We start from the raw sequence: 22,891 nt of genomic DNA on the forward strand, positions 1-22,891 counted from the left end.
TCGTTCGCTGCAACGTAACTTAGGATACTCCAAATTTACTCTGGAGTAACTTTAGAACTTCACGTTATTGGCTTTATAATCAATAGCTTATTATCTGTTAGTAGCCAGCTGAATAAGTTACAAAGTGCCTGAGGTGAGTGCATTTCAAGATACTCATCCTTTTAAAAGTTTTTAGGCACAATTTTTGTTAAAACCTAGTGCAAAAGTTGACGGCCTATCGCTTATTGGTTAATGACCAAGTTCTGATTGTCAAAAGAAATAAGAGCTTTACTTTATATTGCAGAGATGCACAAAAAAATACCACCCGCCTGTGCGTAAAATGTTCGGGCCGCTGAGGCTAGGCGCTAGACCTAAGGAGGAGCAATGGCATATAGGAATAAAACCTATGTCGCTTTTGATGGAGACAATGATATACGGTACTACTACTTGATGAAGGCTTGGAGGGATCGTGATAACGATAGCTTTAACTTTCACGATGCGCATGATTTGAATAAATCTCGTGATAGCAGTCAAGAGCAATCAATAAAAGCGAATTTGCGCACACGTTTTTCAAATTCAAAGGCATTTGTTCTGCTGGTCGGTGAGAGTACCCGCTATTTAACAAAATTCGTGAAATGGGAAATTGAACAGGCAATTAAATTAGATTTGCCAATTATAGTAGTTAATTTAAATGGCAAACGGTCGAAGGATGAAAGCAGGTGCCCACCAGCAGTAAAGGATGCCCTTGCAATCTACGTCTCTTTTAACCAGTCAATTATTAGATATGCTTTAGATAACTGGCCAAGTAGCCACAAAAAGCATCGTGATCAACAACACTCTGGGCCATATTATTACAAAGACAATGTATACCAAGAGCTAGGGTTGTAAGTATGGAGAAGATAAAAACAATAATCTCCACAATTCTTAGTGTGTTTGGTGCACTTTGGTTGGTGGTTCAAATTATTGAGTATTTCGTGGGTAAACAAAGCGCTGAAAAAATGCAGTCGTTATGGTGGGCTTTCTTATTTGTAGGTATAACAATCTGTATTTGTAAGCTTTGGCCAAAAAAACGATTTTCATACCTAGTTGATGGTCGGGATATTTCAGTTGAGCTTGTTATTGGAGATATTTTTAAAGAAAAAGGCCCAATAATAGTAGGCTCAAATACAGCTCTTGAGACCAGTCAGGAAGTCATTTCCAACACAAGTGTGCAGGGCTTGTTCTCCTCCAGGTATTTTAGTGATATTAGAGCTATCAATGACCAAATAATAGCTCAACAGCCAAGCCGACCAGTTGAATTTGGCACAACTGTTACAGTTCGGGGTAATGGTCGAACTGCATATTTCTGCGCAATCGCTGAAATGAATAGTTCAGGGGTTGCTAAAAGTAGTATGGAAAATCTCCGAACATCTTTGGGTGTTCTTTGGGTCTATCTATCAGAGAATGGTGAAAAATCTGTATTGAATGTTCCGGTTCTTGGTTCCGGGTTTTCAAGAATTTCAGAGCCAAGAGAAGAAATCGTTCAAGAGATAGCTCTTTCTTTTTTGGCAGCAATTAATGACAGCTCGTTTTGTGATGGAATTCGAATAGTGATACACCCAAAAGATGTTAAAAAATACGGTTTAAAAGTGGATAAGATAACGAAGTTTTTAGAGCACCACTGTCAATATGTGCCCAAGAAACCGAGTATTCAAAACGTAGGGTCAGCGGAAAGCTGACCTAACAAGCCAGTCAATTAGGAAGCTAGCATGATAGCTCCTATGGTGCGATCGTTAGTAATACAAAATGCTAACAATGGAGAAGAAATGAAGATATTTGTGAGTTGGTCGGGAAAGAGAAGTAAAGCTGTCGCTGAACTGATGAGTGACTGGCTTAAATGCGTCATCCAAGCTTCTCAACCTTGGATCTCAACTAGAGACATAGATAGAGGCGCGATTTGGTTTTCGGAAATAAGTGACAAACTAAAAGATGTATCAGTTGGCGTTGTTTGCCTCACTCAAGAAAACAAAAATAAACCTTGGATATTGTTTGAAACTGGCGCTTTAGCCAAAGGGTTGACCACAAATAGGGTGTGTACATTCTTAATTGACCTTAACCCAGAAGACTTACAAGATCCCTTAGGTCAATTCAATCATACGACTCCAGATAAAAGTAGCGTCTGGGAGCTAACACGAACCATTAATGATTGCCTTGACAACGATGCCCTCGATGAACGTATATTAAATCAAGTTTTCGAAACGTATTGGCCCCAGTTTGAAGATCAGTTCCAACAAGCTTTGACTGATAACCCACCGCACGAAAACGTTCCGCCTCGCTCAGAGCAAGATATTCTTTCAGAGATATTAAACAATACGAGGAGCCTATCTCATCGAATTCGAGATTTAGAATCTGAAGTCCATTACAAGTCAAGAAATCTAAAAAACATTGATTTCGACAAAAAAGTTAGGGGGAAAATTCTCAAAATGGCAGAGTCGGGAGATTACTCAATTGAAGAAATTGCTTCGTCATTAATTGATTACGACATGCCTGAAAGTTATGCAATTGAATTGGTGAAGAAGACGCTTATGAATCATAAAATCAATATGGGTATACATATGGCTAAGAATTAAATGCAGCTGACCGAATGGTGGCTACTAAGTTAGGGTAGAAAAGGGAAGCAATGAAAACAGATATAAAAAAGGTTTGGCGTGCACTGCGACCAACAGTCAAATATGGCTTTAGCTTCAATGAGACAAAGGATGTAGTCGCAGCGGCTGCGCTGCCGGTTGAAGAGTTAGCCCATCTACAACAGAAGTCATTGCCAGCGAAGGGAGCATCAAAAGGGGACCTTCTTGATGCGTTGGATGGCCTAATTTCGAGAGAGCCTGATCCTGATAAGGCGATACAGAATCTAGTAGCCGCCATGCTTGAGCAAAACAACCATCTCGAAGCGCGTATTTCAGATTGCGCACAGAGGTTTGGGTGGAAATTAGTTGATGGACAGCTTCGTCCGCTGGACTTTCAAATCGATGATGCCGTCAAAGACTTTTCGGAAGAGGTGAGAAACCTTCTTCGTACAGCATACCGCCGGTTTGGCGAAGGAGATTACTCGGGTGCAATGACCGCCGTATGTAGCGCATTAGACGCAGTCACAAACAACCTCTACAGAGTACATAATCTTGGAAACCCTAATGACGACTCATATCAGCAGAGAGTGTCTCGGTCATTTGCTGTCTTAGAGCTCGCCTACCGAGACAAATTTAGCCAGATGACAGATGATAGCAACGAAGTTAATAGGCTATGGCAAAACTATCGAGGCGCGATCAATCAAGCCGCTTACGTTATGGGCTCATTTCGACGGAACGCTAGCGATGTGCATGGTGTGTCGGCATGCCCTCCGGAGTTGATCAGGCACGCGATCGACAGCGGCACTTTCATTATCAGGAGTATCACATATGAAACTTCGGAAAACATCCAACAAGACGATGTTCTCGACTTCTAAAATCGAATCACCTTTTTATATTTCATATGGAGTATGAATGGACACACAACAATTACTGGAAGCTGCGCAGACAATCGACATTCTGCGGTCGATGTTCTCCGATGAGAAAAACGAATGGTTGCCAGTTATAGCTGCTATTGGTGGTGCTTTCGTTGGCGGTGTTTCTACTTTCTTTCCTAGTTTCCTTCTAGAGAAGAGGAAATCAAAGCTGGAGAAACGTTCTGTAGAAATAGCAATTGTTTCTGAAATATCTGCTTTGTTAGAGGTCATAGAGCGTAGGGAGTACGTTCATGATTTAAAGGAAGAAATCGATTATCTCAAGAAAAATCCCGACAAGAAGGTTCAGTTTGCTGTAAAAGTCCCGGCGCACTACTCACAGGTTTATCAGCAGCATATTTCTAAGATTGGCCTTCTTCATCCAGAACTATCCGCAAGAATAATCCGGTTTCATCAGTTAATCGATTCAGTTGTTCAGGACATCTCGACTGACGGGGTTGTTGCAGATGCTGGAGGCGATCTAAAAGCGTTAGGCGAACTGCTGACAATATTCGAGTCAGCGGTAACTGTTGGTAGGGAGATAGTGGGAGAGAAAGTACAACAACCACGAAGGGCAGAAGGGTGAGACGCTCTGCTTCGTTAGTGGTATTATTTCTAACTTGAATTATTTTCACTGGACGAGAAATGTTTGAACAAGCCTTTAAAAATATCGATGACATTCTTCACAAGGACGCCGGTTGCTCAAGCGAGCTGGACTACACTGAGCAAACCAGTTGGATGCTGTTCCTTAAGTATTTGGATGACTTAGAGCGTGAACGCGAGCTGAATGCGCAGCTGGAAGCAAAAGAATACAACCACATTATCGCGCCTGAGCATCGCTGGAGCACGTGGGCGGCACCGAAAGACGCTAACGGCAGCTTTGACCATAATAACGCGTTAACCGGCGATGACCTTATCGACTACGTTGATGGTGAGCTTTTCCCGTACTTGAAGAGCTTTAAAAAGGCGGCGGAGAATCCGCACACCATCGAATACAAAATTGGTGAGATATTCGGTGAAATAAAGAACAAAGTTCAGAGCGGCTACTCATTGCGCGACGCCTTAGAGAAAGTGGACGAACTGCGCTTTCGCTCACAAGAAGAGAAGCACGAACTTAGCCACCTGTACGAAACCAAAATCAAAAATATGGGCAACGCTGGGCGTAACGGAGGCGAATATTACACACCGCGCCCACTCATTCGCGCAATGATAGACGTTATTCATCCGAGTATCGGTGAAACCATATACGATGGCGCTGCCGGGTCTGCTGGCTTCTTGTGTGAGGCATACGATTATTTGCGTCAAGGCGGGCGCGAGAAGAAACAACTGTCGACCAAAGACCTCGACACCCTGCAAAAATACACCTTCTACGCCAAAGAAAAGAAGTCACTGGCGTACGTTATCGCCATTATGAACATGATTCTGCACGGCATTGAAGCGCCAAACGTTGTGCACACCAACACCCTTGCCGAGAGTGTTCAGGACATTCAACCGAGTAATCAGCATGACATTGTGCTGGCAAACCCTCCGTTTGGGGGCAAAGAGCGGAAAGAAGTGCAGCAGAACTTCAATATTAAAACCGGCGAAACCGCATTTTTGTTTTTGCAGCACTTTATGAAAATACTCAAACCGGGTGGGCGTGCGGCCATAGTCATTAAAAACACCTTCTTGAGCAATACCGACAACGCTTCCATAGCGCTGCGAAAAGAGCTGCTTGAAAACCATAACCTGCACACCATTCTCGACTGCCCGGCCAAGACATTTTTGGGGGCCGGTGTTAAAACCGTAGTGCTGTTCTTTACCAAAGGTGAACCCACGCAAAACATTTGGTATTACCAACTCGACCCCGGCCGCAGTTTGGGTAAAACAAACCCGCTGAACGATAATGACTTGGAAGAATTTGTCAGCCTGCAAAAAGACAAAAAAGACTCCGATAAGTCCTGGTCAGTGAACGTATCAGACATTGATCAAGCAACTTGGGACTTATCTGTTAAAAACCCTAACGTCAAAGAGGAAGCGCCGCTTCGCGAACCAAAGGAAATTATCGCCGATATTATTGAATTGAATAAAGAAAGCGAAGCGATACTGGCTAAAATTCGGGAGCTGGTGTGATGGGATGGAGCTATATAGAACTGAGCCAGATTTGCGATATTTTGGATAAAAGGCGAAAACCAATAACCAAAAAAAACAGAGTTCCGGGGCCTTATCCGTATTTTGGCGCTAGCGGGGTTTTGGACTATGTTGATGACTTCATTTTCGATGAAGAATTGGTTTTACTTGGTGAAGACGGCGCTAAGTGGGGAGAGGGTGAAAATTCGGCGTTTAGTATCTCGGGAAAAACTTGGGTCAATAATCATGCCCATGTTTTAAGACCCGACCGAGACAAAATTCTCGATTCTTGGTTAATTTATTATTTAAATGCGTCAGATCTCAGTCCGTTTATCTCTGGAATGACTGTACCAAAGTTGAACCAAGGCCGACTGAGAGAAATCGAAATACCAATTCCACCAATTAGTGAACAAAAACGCATTGTAGCCATTCTCGACGAAGCCTTTGCCGATATCGACAAAGCCCGAGCGCTGACTGAGCGAAACCTTGAAAATGCTCGTGAGTTGTTTGAAAGTTATTTGCAAAGTGTGCTTACTGATCACTTTTGTGATGCGGAGGAAGTAAATCTGGGAGACGAAATCGATTTACTTACAGGTTTTGCTTTTAAAAGCAAAGACTACTCTACAGATGCTAATGCTATACCCTTGGTTAGAGGGGATAACATTATCCAAGGCAGCTTACGCTGGAAAGGAGTCAAGCGTTGGCCGATGGAAAGCTCGGGCGAGTATTCGAAGTATTACTTAGAGCGAAACGATTTGGTTTTAGCTATGGATCGAACATGGGTAAAAGCAGGTATGAAGTTTGCGATTATAAACTCTGATGATTTACCTGCCTTGCTTGTGCAACGAGTTGCCAGATTAAGGTGTTTAGAAACGCTATTACCGAAATACCTCTACTATTTATTGGGAAGCAAACTTTTTGAAAAATATGTATTGTCTATTCAGACGGGGTTGGGGGTTCCGCATATAAGCGGAAAACAAATACAAGCGTTTCGTTTTAAAAGGCCTAATGTCGACCAACAAAAAAAGGTAATAGCTGCATTAACGTCAGTATCAGAAAATGCAAAACATCTTTGCGAAAACTACTCCTCTAAACTAGAGACGTTAGATGAACTAAAAAAATCTCTGCTCCAAAAAGCATTTACTGGTGAGCTCACAAAAGCTGCCTGAACATGATATAAACAATTAATAAGATTAGCGGAACGCAAAAGCACAACGTAAAGGATTCACTATGCCCATGCGCAACGAAGCGGACACCCGTGCTGAACTCATAGACCCCAAGCTGCTGGCAGCGGGCTGGGGTGTTACCGACGACAGCTACATTCGTCGGGAAGTTAGCATTACGCAGGGGCGCATTATTGGCGGCGGCAAACGTGCAGCCAAGCTAAGCAGTGATTATGTATTGGAGTACAAAGGTCGTAAGCTGGCGGCCATAGAAGCAAAAAAAGAAAGCCTCAGTTACAGCGAGGGCGTACGACAAGCCAAAGACTATGCCGAGCGTCTGCAATGCCGGTTTGGATACGCCACCAACGGCCACGACATTTACCAAATTGACCTACAGACAGGCAAAGAGCAGTTGGTCGATGCCTTTTTAAACCCGGACGAGCTCTGGAAACAAACCTTTAATCCTGAAAGCGGTGAGGACGAGCCCGACTATTCTCCAGTATGGCGTGAGCGCTTCGCCGAAATTCCGTTTGAAGCTAAAGGTGACTGGTCTCCTCGCTATTATCAGGAAAACGCCATTAATAATTCCCTGGAAGCAATCGCTCAGGGGAATGAGCGTGTCCTACTGACGCTGGCAACCGGCACAGGTAAAACCTGTATAGCCTTTCAAATAGCCTGGAAGTTGTTTCACAGTCGCTGGAGTTTAAGGGCAAGCAAGAACCCAAGCTCTGCCAAGCGCCGTCCGCGCATTCTGTTTCTGGCTGATCGTAACGTATTAGCCAATCAGGCGGCTCGCGACTTTTTGCCCTTTGGTGAAGACGCCGTGAAACGCATTAGCCCGGATGAAATTAAAAAGGACGGCAGGCCACCGAAAAATGGCAGTGTATTTTTCACCATATTCCAGACGTTCATGAGCGGCGGTGAAGACGAGGAGGGCAACCCAACCCCCTATTTTGGTGAGTACCCTGAGGACTTTTTCGACTTCATTATTATTGACGAGTGTCACCGTGGCGGTGCTAATGACGAAAGCAGTTGGCGCGAGATTCTCGACTACTTTTCGCCAGCGGTTCAGTTAGGCCTAACGGCCACGCCCAAACGCACGGTTAACGCCGACACCTATGGTTACTTTGGTGAGCCGGTTTACAGCTATGCGCTGAAAGACGGTATTAACGACGGCTTTTTAACGCCTTTTAAAGTGTTGCCCATTATCGGCACTATGGACGAATACGTATATACGCCGGGCGACGGCACTGTGGTTAAAGGCGAACCAGAGCCGGGCAAGGTTTACAAAGAAGGCGACTTTAACCGCATTATTACCATTCCCGAGCGCGAAAAAATGCGTGTACGCTACTGGATGGATTTATTTAATCCGCGTGAGAAAACCATTGTGTTTTGCGCCACGCAAGAGCACGCCGGTATGGTGCGTGACTTTATTAATCAGTATGCGGTGGAGCGCGGCTGGACAACTAACAGCAGTTATTGTGTGCGAGTAACGGCGAATGACGGTGTCTCCGGCGAGAACGATTTGAATACCTTTCAGGACAACGAGAAAACCATACCGACGGTACTGACGACTTCACGCAAGCTGTCCACGGGCGTCGATGCTAAAAACGTACGGCACATAGTGCTGATGCGGCCCTGTAACAACATGATTGAGTTTAAGCAGATTATCGGGCGCGGCACACGCATGTACGAGGGTAAGGACTACTTTACCGTTTATGACTTTGTGAAGGCGCATTACAACTTTGCCGACCCAGAATGGGACGGCGAACCCATAGAGCCGGATGTGTGCGAGCAATGCGGTGAAGTGCGTTGTGTATGTCCGCCGGAAGAGAAACCAGAGCCCAGCGCGTGTTCGGTCTGTGGTCAGAAGCCCTGTATTTGTGAAAAGCCGGAACCCGAACCGTGTCCTGATTGCGGTCAAAAACCATGTGCTTGCGAGAAGAAAATTGTCCTGAAATTGTCGGACGGTAAAGCCCGTACCATTAAGCATATTTCATCAGCGCTTTACTGGAGCCCGGACGGTAAGCCCATTACCGCAAAAGAGTTTATTGAGCGTCTGTTTGATGACTTACCGCAGTTCTTCAAAGACGAAGATCAGCTGCGCGAAATTTGGAGTGACCCGGATACCCGCGAAAAGCTGATGGAAGATTTAGCCGAAGCTGGTTACGATGAAGAAAAGCTCGACGACATGAAAGCACTTATTGATGCCAAAGACAGCGATGTGTATGACATGCTTGCTTATGTTGCCTGGGCCAGCGAAACCCACACCCGTGAGGAGCGTGTGCGTAGAGCGCATCCTGCAATTGGGGAAGCGTATGTGAATTACAAACAGCAGGAGTTTATTAACTTTGTGCTCAGCAAATATGTGGAAGACGGCGTGACTGAACTGTCCACCAGCAAAATGCGCAACCTGATAGAGCTGAAATACAACACCATTAGCGACGCCTCAGAAGAGCTCGGCCCACCTAACGTTATTCGCGAAACCTTTGTTGGTTTTCAGCGGTTTTTGTATGGGGATTAATGTGTCAATGAGTAGTGTTCATTTGGATGTAAAGCAAGAGCTATCTGAAAAAGGGTTCGTTTTTATTCCAAGGTGGAAACTGGAGCTTTCTATAAATGAGTTGGCAAGTAATGTGGGAAAAGTCGTAAAAATTTCTGATTACTTAAATCACTCAATGATCCCCGATGTTCAAAAAGTTACGCCAAAGGAAAGGGAAAGCTCAATTAAAAGTCATTACAGTGGTGAATTTGGATTAAATGCTTTTCCCTTGCATACTGATCTTGCCCACTGGGGAAAGCCGCCTAAATATATAATGATGAGATGCATTAACGGTAATGAAAGAGTAGCTACAAAAGTTCTTCCGTTAAATATTATCTGGGAGATCTTGCAAGACCATGGGTTGCGAAGAGCAGTTGTAAAAACTAGGGGAAGGCGGTGCTGCTTACTACCGCTTCTGTTCAACACTAATGAAGAGCAATGCATACGTTGGGATTCCCATTTTCTTGAGCCAGTGAATGAAAGTGCGAGCGTAATACGAGATTTAATGTTAAGCAAAAAGGTATGGGACCTAGCTATAGATATAAAGTTGAAGAACTTTGGGGACACGCTAATTCTTAACAATCACTCACATTTTCATGGGCGCTCAAAGGTTTCGTCTGATTGTGTCGACAGAGAATTAGAACGAATTTATTTTAATTAATAGAGTTATGAAATGATCGAAAAAACAACAGAAAACCCGTGGAGTTCAGACGCGCTTTTTGCTAAGTCTTTAACCTACCTAGAGCAAATGGAGGCGAGTATAGCTGATGATTGGCAGTTTGGATTGTGGTCTTCACTAAGTCTTGAGTTGTTGGCTAGAGCGGCATTATCAAATATTTCGCCAGTGCTACTTGCTGATTCAAAAAACTGGAGAAATATTACTTTTGCTCTAGGCAGCGCTCCAACGGTAAAGAAGTTTAGCCCAATATCGATATCTACAAAGGAAGTTCTTGGTAGATTGAAGGAGTTACTACCCGAGTTTACGGAAGAAATGGCTGGCTTTTGCTCAAAACATACTGACGATCGGAATGCGGAACTTCACTCTGGTGAGGTGATATTTGGCCAAAACGGTACATCACGGTGGCTTCCTCGCTTTTACCAGTCTTGCGATGTTTTGCTCAGATCTATGGGAAAGACTTTGCAAGATTACGTCTCCGATGCAAGTCATGCCCAATCACTTATCACATCGTTGGGTGACGATGCATCAAAAAGTGTTAAGCAAGATATAGCCGCCCACTCCAAGGTTTGGGAAAACAAGTCTGAATCTGATAAAGAAAATGCTGTGCTTCAGGCTGTAACTTGGGCAACAAGACAGTCCGGTCACAGAGTAAAATGTCCCTCATGTTCAAATACCGCTCTACTGCATGGGGCGCCAGTTGGAGCAGTCGCAACTCAAATCAATGAGGGAGACGATGAAGTTATCCAACGACAATCCATGTTACCTTCAAGTTTCGAATGCATAGCTTGTGGGCTCAAGATTTCGGGCTACTCGAAGTTATCTGCGTGCGGTCTTGGTGACACATTCTCAGAGAAAACAACATATACTCCAGCTGAATTTTTTGAGCTATACACAGAAGATGAGTTGCAGGAGGCAAGAGATGAAGTTGAAGCGTCTTACGAATATGAACCCGACTTTAACGAATACTAAAAGCCGGTATAATGAACGGTGAGAACTAATTTCTATCCTTGCGACTCGCTAACTCATTAAGAGCCTGATTTGTCTCTTCTGCATTGACGAGCTGCAAAAAGTTTATTTTGTTGACCTTGTAGAGCACTATACCAAATCCTAAGACGGTTCCAGCAAAATCATTTAAGTATATCGCGATAGCGATTACAACGGTGAATATGGCAGTCCAAAGCGCACTCGCAAAGCTTATGTTTTTAACTGTTTTCGCTCCCATACAATTACTCCGTATCTAAGGTTGATGGCCAATAAAAATGAGTTTTACCAATTGGGTTCACCGACTTACTTGATTCACCCTGTGTGGGCGTGTGCAAGTCCATAGTCCAGTTTCCTATCATTCCTTGATAAGCACTGTAGGCTGATATTAACGCATCCCACTCGTGGTCGCTCTCAGTCTTTATGTTGGGCACTCTAAACCAATTAGAGAGCAGTCTATCCATCTCAGCCCTTTCTTCAGCATAGTTATATTTGCTTCCGGTCAATGCATGGAAGAGTACTTTTGGGTGCGCCTCAGTTATACGGATGTTCGGTTCAAACTGTTTGAGCTTGATAAGGACACTCATACCGTTTAAAGCCATTGACCCATATAGGCTATTAGGCGGGGTTACGCTTTTTTGAACAACAGGGTACTTTGCTCGTAGCGTTAAGTCAGCGTTTCGCCAACCACTTTTTCCTGTCGACCATTGCGTTAGGGTATCAACACCAATCCCAATCAAATTATCAAACTCAAGTAAACGATTTAATACATCCTGTGCGGTTTCCCCCGTTTTACTCTCAACTGTAGTGATCAAACCGTCAGCTATGAAAAGAAGTGCCAGTCCATTGGCTCCGTTCCCTCCGGGGTCATACCCCGCAATCACTCCATTCATTTTTTGGTCTCTTAAATAGAATTGTTTAATGTGTCAAGTTAGGAGATACATCAGAAGATTCGAGCGCGACGCCTGTCCCCATTACCACGGCTGCGCCAAGAGGCAATATTGCTCCTCTTAACTGCAAACACAGCTCCTGACCCTCTGAGAGGGACAGGAAGCCTAAATGCTTGCTGAGATATTCGGAGATATTTAACCTCATCATCCAAAAGTCATCCCACTCGTCGTCAATGTCCCACTTTGTCAGTAAATCTACTCGGTTACCATCCTTGTCCCGCACAAAGACATCCAAGTCCCAGAAATCACCTAAATACTGAACATTGAAGATGACCGCATCAAACACACTATTAATCGGACCGGTTGCCAGCGTGCAATGTTTGATCGACGAAAAGACGCGTTGACTCGTTTGGTTGAGCTTGGTCAAGTAGTCATCAAACTGCTTCAATCGAAACGAACTGCTTGAAGCGAATGGGCTGCCATGCCTGCGGGTATAAAAGCCTTTAAAAGACTCAACCTCAATTGTCGCGCTCTCGATGAATTGAAAAGGGCGGATGTCGCTGTACGAATTGACGATAATCATTCTAAACTCCTTCAGTTGCCAGATTAGAACTAATAGTTGAAATCTGACAAAGGAACTAACTTTTTTAGGAGTTTATTAACTAACTCAATTTACCAACCGTTTCGCATCCTCAAGAATAGCCTCTATTTGAGCGGACCTTTTGAATACATAGCAATTCTGCTGCCTCAGTTTTGGGTATTCAACCGGAAGCCCTGAAACCAGAGGGATTACTTCTGCTTCATTCAGTCCATTCAGAGCACAATATCGACTTAACAAAATGTGCTCGTCTAAAAACTGCTTGGCGAGAGATAAGTCAATTGCTAGGCAGTTTCGAGCCCACTTGGAGTAAATTAATGGCGTTTGCCTAACTATTTCCTGTGTTATTGACTCATTTGTACCAAATAATTCAGACAATTCGGCTATATCAGCTCTTTCTGACTGATTATCGGTAAAAGCTCTATCAGCAACCTTAAGTGCAACGCTTCTTTGAATCAAAAGTCTTCTCCAATCACCAGTGATGCCCGGTTTAAAAAGTGGGATTTCGTCTCGCAGAGCTGGGTAAAGTAGGGCGCGTATATCTGCTTTATAAAGGGGTAGTAACACGCTCGAAACCCAATCCAAGGAAACTAAGTCACCAACAAGTTCCGTTTCTCTGCCGGACAGAGCAAGCAGTGTGCTGGTAATTCCGTAAACCTGAGCCTTATCAAAGATTATATGCTCATTCTTTTTTCCTGTAGCGAGCGGCTTTAGAGCCGACTTGTCTTCAGCCATCAGTCGAATTTCAAGCGGCGAGACTCCGAGTAGGAAGGAAGTTTCATTCACACCGATGTGATGAGACGAGGGGACCCCTTTCGTGTTTATGATGTCTACTCTTTTAGGTGATATAACACCTTGATAGTCATCAATTAATTTTTCGTCGGCACAAGAGACCTCAACATTCTTATTGTTGAAGTTTAGATTTTCCAGCCACCTCCGCAGTGCTAACCCCTCATGAGATATTGGTTGGCGCTCGATTTCACCACAGTGCCGACTACGCAACGTCTCGCACACAATGAGACCGTATGCGTAATTAATTATGTGCCTACGAGCCTTTACCGGGATGTCTAAGTCAGCAATTGAGCCAAACATTGGATCATAGTTATTCAACACGTGACAGAGCACTTTGCAAAGGGCATCGATCTGATTTTGCTTGTTGCTCTTGATTTCGCTGTCCAGCTGAGTTTCGAATTCAAGCGGTGCGTCATGAGCTTTCATATCCTCATACTTGAGACCACACTGACATCCTTCGAGTTGGAAGTACTCCCATTTAAAGCTTCTTTCGCATGCGGGACACGAATCAATCAATGCTCTTTTGTGACGATGACAAAAAGTGGAAAACAAATTATTCCAATGTGCCTTGTGGTAACCAGCTTCCTGCATACAGCCTGGACAACACTGAAAGCGTTTATTATCAGTGTTTCGAATATACCTTTCTGGATCATGCAAAGAGAGATTATGGTCGGTATTGAAAACCGAACACATAGTCTCAACTGGAAGAGACAAAACTTCTGCAAGGCTAAACATCAGTTTGCCAGTTGATTTATTGCCGAGACGAGGCCAGCTGGGTACATTTCTAATCTCGCACGCATTCAATAGCTGCCTAGCATGTGTGAAACCATTAACTTTGGCCAACCTTAGTAAAAATCCAGGAAGCGACTCGCCGCCATGTGGAGGCACTCGAACACTTAGTTTATTCATTTTAATGACCTTCCCGTTTTAACGCTCTAATGCAAAGTTTTCGCGAAGAGCACTTCGAAGACTACGTTTGCTAAGTTCAAATGGAGACCTTTGGCCAGGCCCACCATAAAAATTTTTACTCCAAACATTTTCGAACAAAAGCAAAGCCTGTTCAGCGGTAGATACTTGCTCTTGTTGAACCAAGTCTTCTGCTTGAATATCTATCAGTAGCCGCTCAAGAGCACGCAGGTCGCCGCGTGTTGCCAACATTAGCCGGTCGCTCAGTTCCTGTGTTTCGCGAATTGGCAAATCGAGTTCAAGCAAAACTCTTTTAATAAAACGACGCCAATAGACTCGATCCTCTCTCGTTGTGTAATGAAATTCTTGAAGAATGAAAGGAGGGCGAGAGCGGGATGCAATTTGCTCCTCCTCAAAAGCTAGAGGTTTAGCAGCTAGGGTTCCGATCACAACAATTGCAGCACAGGTGTCATCAACAATAAATTTTAGAGCTTTAACAACTTGGGTCCTGTCCTTAACTCCGGTCAACGGAATCGCGTCCTGCGCCTCATCCAGCACGATTAATTCAACATGATGTTGCTTAAGGAGCTCCCTTACTCGTATTTTAAGTTCACTCGTTTTAGCACGCGCTTTTTGACGAATCCCCATACTAATTAGAATCTCAGTGTAGAATGCAGATTCGGTAAAACGAGTCGGTGCTTTCAGTATCACCACAGGTACCTTGTCAGCAATCCCACATCGAGTAGACGGTGACTTATCCTTTACCATTGAGACAAGACGCGACTTCCCAACACCGGGCTCACCCAAGACAAATCCGAGCTTGTTACTCTTCGACTGCCTGGTATCACGGCACCTCTCAATATACTTGTATGCGTCTTCGAACCTTGTATGTCGAACTAGGGGTAATTCACTTATCATGGTTTATCTCCATCAAAAGGTTCAACATCAGCGCTTTCATCATTTGGTCCGTTATCAAGTTTCTCGTAAAGTGCCTTCTTCGATTCAACAAAGTCATCGATTAGTTTTCTTGCTTGAACGGGTGTTGCGGGTTGGGTTGGAATACTTTCGTGGTTGAATGGCCGGTTTTCCAAAGCGTTCATTATTCGTTTAATTGAATTATCCACTGATGTCATTGGCTCCGAAGGAATGGTCGGAACTTGAACCGAGGAACCTTTAGGGATACCTCTAACGTCAGCCAACGCAGTGCCGATTTCTAAATCCCTTGAGGAGGGTACAACAAGGATATTGCGTTCTAATTGCTCAACCAGTTCTGAAGGAACTTCCACGATTATTTTAGAAACATCGAGCGCATTAAAACGAAAACTTACTTTTGGGCTCTTACGAGGAAACCGCGCAATCATATGCTCCCTAAGAAGCACGAGCTCCCTAGATGAATAAAATAGCCTATTGATTTCTATACCTTGTCTTAATTGGATTACTCCTTCATGCGTGCTCCCAGCGAAGAGCTCTAACTCACCATTTTCATAGGGGGAACTCTGGACAAACGACTTTAGCCTTAGCCACTCTTCATTCGGTGTGCTACCCTCGAGTCCGTTATGTTGAGCGCATTGATAATCCTCAAATATTAGACTGAGGATCTGAGTTCTAAAGTCTGAAAAGCTGATAGGGCGGTCATTATGAATTTCGCATGCATCTTGTCCTCGAACTTTTCTTTTATTAACGTAACCGGGAAGAATGTATCCAAGTCGGCTCCTCAAAGTATTAAAGAACCTCTCGATAAAAGGCTTTGCTGTGGGGTCTTCTGATGGTGTTACAGAGAGCGTGACACCGATAGACTCGCAAAAATGACGAATATCTTTGTTATTCATCGCACTACCTGCGTCGATGACGATTTCATGAGGTAGCCCACGTCCAAACCAGCCTGTTTTTCGATGCCCGATATCGTCTGGGTGGTCAACTATAGAACGAAGACACTCTATTGCAGATGGCGATGACTCGGTATCCTTCCGCGTTCTACAGAGTAAAAACGATAGGCCGACCACACAACGAGTGCAGACATCTAGGGCTGCGAAAATAATGACCTTTTGAAAGCGCTCCCCTTGATATTCAACCTTCGTAAGTATGTGGACTGCATCAAACTCAACCTTTTGCAGTGGGAAATCTGGAATAACGTAGTTTTTATAAGCTTTAAAATACCGCCGAGCCTTTAATGCCCCTTCTCTCGAAATCATTACGTCTATCGGGAATAGCCTTGATATAACTTTACGAACATAACTTTCACTGACTTGGCTATAACCATTCGATACGGCTAAGCGATTAATTTCTCGCCAAGTAAAACGCGGTGTGCGTTTCAGCTTTGTACAATATATGCGAGTTATATTTTCCACATAGAATCGCTCACATTCTTCAGAGAAGCTGCTTCTTCGCGGCGTAGCGCAAGGCAGTTCGTGCTTCTCGAATGTACCAAGCTTTAAGGAATGGCGAAGTAGGGTTCTGTCGCACGGAAAATCAAACTCGTCCGACTCAACAGAATCCTTGAAACTAGGAAACCTGGAAAAGCAGATTTCTTTTGCTCGTTGCAACTTGTTAAGGCTTTGCCCAACATTAACTTCAAGCATTACCTGGTACAAAGGTCGCAGCACAGGGTTCAATTTGTATAGCAATAGCAGGTCACTTGTCATTGCTCTAAACCTTGTGCCCGGCTGCGCCGCTACGTCACTGGACAGAAATTTACAACGTCTATCACGCCAGGCTTGGATTAATTCGTTACTGGAATACAGTCGGCTTCTTGAGCCGTGTGTTTGTGTTAAAGTAACGAGATCATCAACAGTGTCGAATTTTTCAATTGAATACTTCTGTCCATCAAGCTCTACCTGCGTTCCTTGCTCAAAAGTTGGTTTAAACATGTCGCTTGCCTCGCGCAAACTATGTCTGTTGGGTGTAACAGACGACTCATCTTGAACCGCAAATATTCGTTATTCAGCTTTTGAAAATATCTAGTTGAACACTTGATACGTGTAATCCTAACCCTGTGTTGAACAAAGAGTTCAAATGAGTGCAGTTTATTGAGGAACGCCTCATCCTCGACCCAGTTGTGGGGTTTTACTTCTTCGAAAGAGACCGCTCCGTCTCTCCAAAGGACCAAGGCGTCAGGTGTGTAACGTACTAACTTGCCGTTGTGTTTAAAGCTGACCGTCATTGGTTGTGTTTGATACGCAACCACATCAGGGTCAAGCTCACGCAATATGCAGGCTGCTAACTCTGTTCGGGACTCACAGTAAACTGCACATTGGTTTTTTACCGAGAAAAAGTAGCCAATATGCTTGTCGGGCCCCGAAGTAGGTAACTTTCGTTCGTTCATATATAGGTCTCCGGCAAGTGTATTAAAGACCGTACGCGGTTTTCGACCTCATTCAAGGGTCAAGTCTAAAAAAAAGCGTAAGCTTTTGATTTTTGTAAGTATTAAGTTATTTTTAATATAAAAATCAATAAGTTGTAATATAATAAAACTAAATTCAAGGAACATAGAAGTTTGCAGATATCAAAGACCAACCACCTGCACCTGTATTGCTTACCAAGTTCAGTCACCAAAGTCACAAAAATAAACTGCTCCTTAGAGCAGGGGATTAACAGGTTTCTTTTATCTTTTTATACGAAGAGAAATATTTATGGCATTGAATAACCTTATATATCGTTAAATCAATGCCTTAAATTTTGTTGTAGTTAAATTTCTGCCGAAAAATGTCTCATGACTAAAAACACACCACGTTAAAACTAACAGTTACCAATCACAGATCTTATTCGCTGATATGCCTACCCAAAACGGTGTGGTAGCAATCAATATAGTTGCTACAGACGCAGTCGTTACAACTCCCATCTAAAAAGTCACCGAAAATATAGACGTGGAATGACAAGGTGTGCGAAAAATGACAATGACACGTCCGACCTACAAAAGTTAGCGCTTACCGCTTTGTTTATCTATTTATATATCTTATTTAACATAATATACATTATACGCAATGATGTTGTATGAGGTTTTAGCGCCCAAATCATCGGTTACTCCAGAATTCTGGTATCATGCGTTCATAGCTAATTAAGAGATGATTTTATGAAGTTAGAACACCTGGCGTTGCAGCCAGATATTGATAGCTGGTTGCAAAGCTTCCCGGCAAACTTAACCGAGAATCCTTTAGTTGGTCAGTCTCGCGCAACTAAGGCGTTTGATGATGCGCTGCAGCAACGTGGCACGTATTCGAATATCTATGCGCTGTTTTCGCCTGGTATTTTAAAGCGTGATGCGCTTAACGCCTATTTTAGTGAGCATCAGTGGGAACACTCCAGTTGGTACGACTGGGTTTATATGGCAAACCCAAACGACGCGCTACGACCAATTGCGGTCAATATTCCGTCGGGTTCGGCTGAGGCATTTTTAGAGGCGGTGTGGGCTTTTATTAATTTACCAAAAGACCAACGGGAAACGGCTTATAAAGAGATCAACCAAGCTTATGACACGCACAAGCTCCGGGACTATATGCAGCAAATACGTGATGTGTCGCCTGAAGAGATACAAGGTGAACAACTGGCCAGTATTTTAGTAGCGCATAAGCACCCTGCTCCTTATTACTATTGCGACCGAGTGACAGAAGAGCGATTGTTTGGTCATATTGGTGTCCAAGCAATTGAAGGAACCGTTCGTTCTGAGTTGCACTTGATAGAGCCAGGCCTTATTCACAAGGCGAATGGCGGCGTGTTGGCCATTGAAGTTGCTGAGCTATTGGAAGACATTAAGCTTTGGAAGCGCCTGAAAAACGTCATTGAGAGCGGTGAATTAGACTGGTCAACACCGAAACCAGATTCCGGCACAGCCTTTTTCTACCGTCCAGAACCGGTTCCGGTTAATTTGAAAGTCATTTTACTGGGCTCTCGTAATGAATACGCTCAATTGCGCGAATACGACGAAGACTTTGATCATTTCTTTCCGTTTCTGGCTGACTTTCATGGTCATTACGCTACGCAGAACGACCCGGTGGCACCCTACTTTGGTTACCTGAATTATGTTTGGCAAATTGCCGACGTATTGCCGTTAAATCAAAGTGGTTATGCTGGATTATTAAAAGTGTGTGCTCGATACACCGATTACCAACAAGAACTCACGCTCAACTCTGTGCGGTTGTTGCAGGTGTTAAGGGAAGCCAACAGTTGTGCATTAGAGCGTCAACAAACAGAGATTGATAAACAGGCCATTGAGGATGCGTTGCAGCAGCAGCGTGACCGCGAAGGTAACTTAGCCGAGTTAAGTCGCCGCAGTATTCTTGAACAACAAGTTAGAATAGATACCCACGGCGAAGCGATTGGCCAGCTTAATGGTCTGACCGTTGTCACTATGGGGGGGAGCGAGTTTGGGGAACCGTCCCGAATTACCGCCACCATTCACTATGGCGACGGCGATATTATCGATATCGAACGGAAATCGGATCTGTCGGGAAACATTCACACTAAAGGTGTGATGATTCTAAGCGCCTATTTAGCCAATCAATTCGCGCGTTACGCACCGCTGTCGGTGTCAGCGACGGTTGTATTTGAACAGTCTTACTACGAAGTTGACGGTGACAGCGCGTCTTTAGGTGAGCTGTGCTGCTTAATGTCTGCATTGGCTAATATTCCGCTGAAACAGTCTTTAGCAATAACTGGCGCTGTCGATCAGTTTGGGAACGTGCAGTCTATCGGCGCGGTTAATGAAAAAATTGAAGGTTATTATGCACTGTGTAAAGAGCGGGGTTTTAACGGCGATCAAGGTGTTATTATTCCCGTCTCCAATAAGCACCAATTAAACTTGAACGAAGAAGTTATCGACGCGGTAAAACACGGAAACTTCCATATCTACGCCGTTGCTCACGTTGAGGAAGCGTTAGAGATACTCTCTTCCTGTAGAGCGGATGATTTTTTCCAGAAAGTGAAAGAAAACACCTTGGAAGATGATGCGTCAGATCAACCTATTGGCTTTTGGCGTCGACTTTTTTCATAATTTTTTGTTCATAAGCACTTGTCGGATTTGTTTAGCGTACAGCTGTACGCTAAACTGCGGCACAGATTTTTCAATTATTTAAGGTGTTTATGAAACAGTCGAGTTTTACCCGCGAGGACCTACTCGCATGTAGCCGTGGCGAAATGTTTGGCCCTGGTAACAGCAAACTGCCCGCCCCTGATATGTTAATGATGGATAGAATCATTGAAATTAACGAAGACGGCGGTGCCCATGGTAAAGGCTATATTCACGCAGAATTAGACATTAACCCTGATCTTTGGTTTTTCCAGTGTCACTTTATCGGAGACCCGGTAATGCCTGGCTGCCTCGGCTTAGACGCAATGTGGCAATTGCTGGGCTTTCATCTGGCATGGTCAGGCGGCCCGGGTCGCGGTCGTGCATTAGGCGTTGGCGAAGTGAAGTTTACGGGGCAAATTCTGCCTGAGCATAAGAAAGTCAGTTATTACATCGATATGAAACGCGTCATAAAACGCAAGTTGTTCATGGGGGTTGGCGACGGCCGTGTCGAAGTCGATGGTCGTGAGATTTATACTGCTAAAGACTTAAAAGTTGGGCTGTTTACGGATACCTCTACTTTTTAATAGCGCGACAGCTTGCTGAAAACAAAAACGCCGATAGCTATTTTACTATCGGCGTTTTCTCCTTTTAAAGGAATGACAAATTAGCGAAACAAGCCGGTATTCCTTGCTTCCATGGCGTCTCTCCAGCCGCCTAACCAATGAGATCTAAACTCGTCTTGAGTTTGATAAGGACAGTTATCTTTTGAGCGCCCATGTAAACCAGCTTTAAAGCCCTGAGTGTGAGCTCTTTCAAAGCGATCGCGTTTTTGTCTTTTCATAAATCTATCCTCGCCTGTTGTTCACAGTTGTTCTTTTCAAGAGGCTTTTTGTTAATGCCTCTTTACTATTGATAGACTTATTTGGGGAGAGTTCAATTGTAAAAGTGGCAGAGTCTCAGTTGACATTTTTTAACGAATTGAAACTGTGCCACTTTTTTATATAGAACGTTTAGCTATTAGTTTTCGATTTACGACGAAATACAGAAATAAGTGCACCTAAGCTGATAAAGCCAAGCAGAGACCCAAAGCCTAAACTGGCCCCCTGTCTTTCGACTCGGTTTTCTTTTTGAGTACAGTCATTTAACTCACCGTCTGCAGCCGATGGATCAAGCTTAACAGTAACAACCACGTCGCGAGTTTGTGTTTCGCCGTCACTGTCCGTGTACTCTTCAGCTTTTAGAGCGGTTGCAACAATGACACCGCTGTCATTAATACTGTTTGCTTCAATAATATTATAGGGGGCGTCGCAGCTTATCGTATTATTTAAGTTGATAAACTCGGCACCCTCTTCCGTGGTGTCAAACATAAAGCCAGCTCTGTCACGTGCAGCTAAGGTTGCTTCAATTTCTCCGGTTCCCACGACAATACCATCAGAATTGATGGCATTCGCCACGGTGGATGAGCCGGTGAAGAACCCTGGTAATGTTGTCAACTCTTCGTTATCAATGCTGTAGATAAATCCTGTTGTCCTAAGCTTGGACGAGATAATCTCGGCCAGGTAGCCTGTCGCAACGTTATTATCGTTAACGTCATTAACTGAGCCCCAGCGATACTTAGTATCATCTGTCACTGGTAACGCATCACCTTCAATAAAAATAGCCGGCATTTTTATTGCGCCTAAGTCTGGGTGATATGTCCAGCTCTGGCCGCCAGCGATACCATTATTGTTTACGGTATATGCATAGCTTGAAAAGTCATTCTCATCATCGTCTTCACGAGGCATTAGAGTACCGAGCTCTTGTGGTTCTCCGATAACGTTACCGCTGGCATCTAACTGCCATAAAAAGCCACGAACATCGTAAATAGAGCGGTTAGCTCCAAAAGAGCCACTGCTTCTTCTTGCGTAAAAACTGTACGTGAACGGCTCGATATTGTTTGCGGTACTGTTTTTCAAAGAAAACCATGTTTCCCAAGCACAAACCTGTACGGGCTTTGTCACAATGGCTTCTTCGTCTTCAGGTGTACACTCCGCAATTCGCTCCTGCGCAAATGGGCTGACGGCAACACTTGCATAACCCGCTGCGAGACCAGAGTCGTTAATATCCATTAATGCAGTTTCACCGCCAAGGTACTCCGTTTCAGGCGCTGTAACCTGCGTGATCTCACCATTATTGAACCAGACGCCGCGGGTAATAAAATCAGAAACGAAGTACTCTACGGTTTGCTCTGCGTCGTTACTGTCAGTGTAGGTATACTCAATTAATTCATAAGGAGCAGTACTATAACCAACAGCTGAGTTAGCGTTATTTATGCCGTAGAAGAAGCTGTCCGTACTGTCCTCCCATTGTTCGCCTGCTGGAGGGATTGGTTCTACCGCTTGAGTCGTTGTATCAAAGTAGAAGGCCTGGTTAAGCCCAATGCGTTGTTGCTGAGCAGTTGAAGTACTCTCATTCGCCAAACTTTGAATTAGGTTAACTATTTCCTCATCTGTCAAAGATTCAGGATCTTCAATACCTAATCGTTCAAAATCTATCTCAGCAGTTTCTGGCAAGCGCGAAATACCCACCACAAAGTTTTGCGCGTTAATATCCCGAGGAAAGCTATGACGGAAGTTATCGGCTGTCGGTACTTCTTCTACCTGATACAAATCAGCAGCAGCTGACAGTGATAGCGATGACAAAATAGCGGCAGTAACAGCTTTTGTTGTAAATTTTTTCATTATTAATAACG

General features: G+C 44.0%; 21 protein-coding genes. 12 read left to right on the top strand and 9 right to left on the bottom strand.

The window, feature by feature from the left end; genetic code table 11:
* The first annotated feature begins 363 nt into the window (after positions 1-363).
* The 10 genes from CEW91_RS06265 (at position 364) to CEW91_RS06310 (ending at position 10,958) form a co-directional block, all read left to right on the top strand.
* Entirely contained in the window at positions 364-867 is a 504-nt protein-coding gene (locus CEW91_RS06265; protein ID WP_088768170.1) for a TIR domain-containing protein, read from the top strand.
* Positions 868-869: 2 nt separating this feature from the next.
* Positions 870-1,697 (top strand): macro domain-containing protein, encoded by an 828-nt coding sequence (locus tag CEW91_RS06270; RefSeq protein WP_088768171.1) that lies wholly within the window; start codon positions 870-872, stop codon positions 1,695-1,697.
* A 30-nt stretch (positions 1,698-1,727) separates the two neighbouring features.
* A complete protein-coding gene (locus CEW91_RS06275) occupies positions 1,728-2,588 on the top strand; it encodes a toll-Interleukin receptor (RefSeq protein ID WP_198400857.1) in 861 nt (286 codons plus the stop codon).
* 50 nt (positions 2,589-2,638) lie between these two features.
* Entirely contained in the window at positions 2,639-3,460 is an 822-nt protein-coding gene (locus CEW91_RS06280; protein ID WP_088768172.1) for a hypothetical protein, read from the top strand.
* A gap of 37 nt (positions 3,461-3,497) precedes the next feature.
* Positions 3,498-4,082, top strand: a complete 585-nt coding sequence (locus tag CEW91_RS06285) for a hypothetical protein (RefSeq protein ID WP_088768173.1) — start codon at positions 3,498-3,500, stop codon at positions 4,080-4,082.
* A gap of 59 nt (positions 4,083-4,141) precedes the next feature.
* The gene (locus CEW91_RS06290) at positions 4,142-5,608 is read left to right on the top strand and encodes a class I SAM-dependent DNA methyltransferase (RefSeq protein ID WP_088768174.1); all 1,467 of its coding nucleotides are present in this window, start codon (positions 4,142-4,144) and stop codon (positions 5,606-5,608) included.
* On the top strand, positions 5,608-6,774 hold the full coding sequence (locus tag CEW91_RS12280; protein WP_232507049.1) for a restriction endonuclease subunit S: 1,167 nt from the start codon (positions 5,608-5,610) through the stop codon (positions 6,772-6,774). Before CEW91_RS06290 ends, CEW91_RS12280 begins: the two co-directional genes overlap by 1 nt.
* 61 nt (positions 6,775-6,835) lie before the next feature.
* The gene (gene hsdR, locus CEW91_RS06300; protein WP_088768175.1) at positions 6,836-9,292 is read left to right on the top strand and encodes an EcoAI/FtnUII family type I restriction enzme subunit R; all 2,457 of its coding nucleotides are present in this window, start codon (positions 6,836-6,838) and stop codon (positions 9,290-9,292) included.
* 1 nt (position 9,293) lies between these two features.
* Entirely contained in the window at positions 9,294-9,971 is a 678-nt protein-coding gene (locus tag CEW91_RS06305) for a hypothetical protein (RefSeq protein WP_157776072.1), read from the top strand.
* Between the two features lie 12 nt (positions 9,972-9,983).
* Positions 9,984-10,958, top strand: a complete 975-nt coding sequence (locus tag CEW91_RS06310) for a hypothetical protein (RefSeq protein ID WP_232506936.1) — start codon at positions 9,984-9,986, stop codon at positions 10,956-10,958.
* A 25-nt stretch (positions 10,959-10,983) separates the two neighbouring features.
* On the opposite strand, the gene CEW91_RS06315 is transcribed toward CEW91_RS06310, so the two are convergent.
* The 7 genes from CEW91_RS06315 to CEW91_RS12490 form a co-directional block, all read right to left on the bottom strand.
* Complete coding sequence (locus tag CEW91_RS06315; RefSeq protein ID WP_088768177.1) at positions 10,984-11,211, bottom strand: hypothetical protein; 228 nt, start codon at positions 11,209-11,211, stop codon at positions 10,984-10,986.
* 4 nt (positions 11,212-11,215) lie between these two features.
* Positions 11,216-11,863: a DUF429 domain-containing protein gene (locus CEW91_RS06320; protein ID WP_088768178.1), complete on the bottom strand. Its 648-nt coding sequence runs from the start codon at positions 11,861-11,863 to the stop codon at positions 11,216-11,218.
* Positions 11,864-11,888: 25 nt separating this feature from the next.
* Positions 11,889-12,443: a hypothetical protein gene (locus CEW91_RS06325; RefSeq protein WP_088768179.1), complete on the bottom strand. Its 555-nt coding sequence runs from the start codon at positions 12,441-12,443 to the stop codon at positions 11,889-11,891.
* An 84-nt stretch (positions 12,444-12,527) separates the two neighbouring features.
* A complete protein-coding gene (locus CEW91_RS06330; protein WP_088768180.1) occupies positions 12,528-14,159 on the bottom strand; it encodes a TniQ family protein in 1,632 nt (543 codons plus the stop codon).
* Positions 14,160-14,177: 18 nt separating this feature from the next.
* A complete protein-coding gene (locus tag CEW91_RS06335; RefSeq protein WP_088768181.1) occupies positions 14,178-15,074 on the bottom strand; it encodes a TniB family NTP-binding protein in 897 nt (298 codons plus the stop codon).
* Positions 15,071-17,023 carry a DDE-type integrase/transposase/recombinase gene (locus tag CEW91_RS06340; RefSeq protein WP_088768182.1) on the bottom strand — a complete coding sequence of 651 codons (1,953 nt, stop codon included), beginning with the start codon at positions 17,021-17,023 and terminating at the stop codon, positions 15,071-15,073. The genes CEW91_RS06335 and CEW91_RS06340 overlap by 4 nt, the downstream gene beginning before the upstream one ends.
* Positions 16,987-17,478: a TnsA endonuclease N-terminal domain-containing protein gene (locus CEW91_RS12490; RefSeq protein ID WP_088768183.1), complete on the bottom strand. Its 492-nt coding sequence runs from the start codon at positions 17,476-17,478 to the stop codon at positions 16,987-16,989. Before CEW91_RS12490 ends, CEW91_RS06340 begins: the two co-directional genes overlap by 37 nt.
* A gap of 747 nt (positions 17,479-18,225) precedes the next feature.
* On the opposite strand from CEW91_RS12490, the gene CEW91_RS06350 reads away from it, so the two are divergent.
* Together CEW91_RS06350 and fabA are read left to right on the top strand one after the other, a co-directional pair.
* Entirely contained in the window at positions 18,226-20,142 is a 1,917-nt protein-coding gene (locus CEW91_RS06350; protein WP_088768184.1) for an AAA family ATPase, read from the top strand.
* An 89-nt stretch (positions 20,143-20,231) separates the two neighbouring features.
* Positions 20,232-20,744: a 3-hydroxyacyl-[acyl-carrier-protein] dehydratase FabA gene (gene fabA, locus CEW91_RS06355; protein ID WP_198400858.1), complete on the top strand. Its 513-nt coding sequence runs from the start codon at positions 20,232-20,234 to the stop codon at positions 20,742-20,744.
* An 80-nt stretch (positions 20,745-20,824) separates the two neighbouring features.
* On the opposite strand, the gene rmf is transcribed toward fabA, so the two are convergent.
* A complete protein-coding gene (rmf, locus tag CEW91_RS06360) occupies positions 20,825-21,001 on the bottom strand; it encodes a ribosome modulation factor (RefSeq protein WP_053953642.1) in 177 nt (58 codons plus the stop codon).
* A gap of 169 nt (positions 21,002-21,170) precedes the next feature.
* Positions 21,171-22,880, bottom strand: coding sequence for a DUF3466 family protein (locus CEW91_RS06365; RefSeq protein ID WP_088768186.1), 1,710 nt, complete (start codon positions 22,878-22,880; stop codon positions 21,171-21,173).
* Positions 22,881-22,891 lie beyond the last annotated feature (11 nt).

This window comes from Idiomarina piscisalsi (assembly GCF_002211765.1).
Taxonomy (GTDB): Bacteria; Pseudomonadota; Gammaproteobacteria; order Enterobacterales; family Alteromonadaceae; genus Idiomarina; species Idiomarina piscisalsi_A.